Source organism: Streptomyces sp. NPDC053367 (assembly GCF_044545925.1).
Taxonomy (GTDB): domain Bacteria; phylum Actinomycetota; class Actinomycetes; order Streptomycetales; family Streptomycetaceae; genus Streptomyces.
Genome location: NZ_JBITYN010000030.1, coordinates 1 through 1,416, shown reverse-complemented (window position 1 = coordinate 1,416; position 1,416 = coordinate 1). Strand labels below are relative to the sequence as shown.

Genomic DNA, 1,416 nt, shown 5'->3' with positions numbered 1-1,416 from the left:
AACACAGTGGACGCGAGCAACTGAGGACAAGCCCTCGGCCTATTAGTACCGGTCAACTCCACACGTTACCGTGCTTCCATATCCGGCCTATCAACCCAGTCGTCTACTGGGAGCCTTACCCCATCAAGTGGGTGGGAGTCCTCATCTCGAAGCAGGCTTCCCGCTTAGATGCTTTCAGCGGTTATCCCTCCCGAACGTAGCCAACCAGCCATGCCCTTGGCAGAACAACTGGCACACCAGAGGTTCGTCCGTCCCGGTCCTCTCGTACTAGGGACAGCCCTTCTCAAGACTCCTACGCGCACAGCGGATAGGGACCGAACTGTCTCACGACGTTCTAAACCCAGCTCGCGTACCGCTTTAATGGGCGAACAGCCCAACCCTTGGGACCGACTCCAGCCCCAGGATGCGACGAGCCGACATCGAGGTGCCAAACCATCCCGTCGATATGGACTCTTGGGGAAGATCAGCCTGTTATCCCCGGGGTACCTTTTATCCGTTGAGCGACGGCGCTTCCACAAGCCACCGCCGGATCACTAGTCCCGACTTTCGTCCCTGCTCGACCCGTCGGTCTCACAGTCAAGCTCCCTTGTGCACTTACACTCAACACCTGATTGCCAACCAGGCTGAGGGAACCTTTGGGCGCCTCCGTTACCCTTTGGGAGGCAACCGCCCCAGTTAAACTACCCATCAGACACTGTCCCTGATCCGGATCACGGACCCAGGTTAGACATCCAGCACGACCAGACTGGTATTTCAACGACGACTCCCCCTGAACTGGCGTCCAGAGTTCACAGTCTCCCAGCTATCCTACACAAGCCGAACCGAACACCAATATCAAACTGTAGTAAAGGTCCCGGGGTCTTTCCGTCCTGCTGCGCGAAACGAGCATCTTTACTCGTAGTGCAATTTCACCGGGCCTATGGTTGAGACAGTCGAGAAGTCGTTACGCCATTCGTGCAGGTCGGAACTTACCCGACAAGGAATTTCGCTACCTTAGGATGGTTATAGTTACCACCGCCGTTTACTGGCGCTTAAGTTCTCAGCTTCGCAACCCCGAAAGGTCACTAACCGGTCCCCTTAACGTTCCAGCACCGGGCAGGCGTCAGTCCGTATACATCGCCTTACGGCTTCGCACGGACCTGTGTTTTTAGTAAACAGTCGCTTCTCGCTGGTCTCTGCGGCCACCCCCAGCTCACCGTGTAAAACGGATCACCGGATGTGGCCCCCCTTCTCCCGAAGTTACGGGGGCATTTTGCCGAGTTCCTTAACCATAGTTCACCCGAACGCCTCGGTATTCTCTACCTGACCACCTGAGTCGGTTTAGGGTACGGGCCGCCATGAAACTCGCTAGAGGCTTTTCTCGACAGCATAGGATCATCCACTTCACCACAATCGGCTCGGCATCAGGTCTCAGAC

The 1,416-nt window shown here is 56.3% G+C and carries 1 rRNA gene; it reads right to left on the bottom strand.

The annotated features are described in order from the left end of the window. Window positions 1–22: 22 nt before the first annotated feature. Window positions 23–1,416 (bottom strand): 23S ribosomal RNA (locus ACIGXJ_RS36990); the annotation flags it as partial.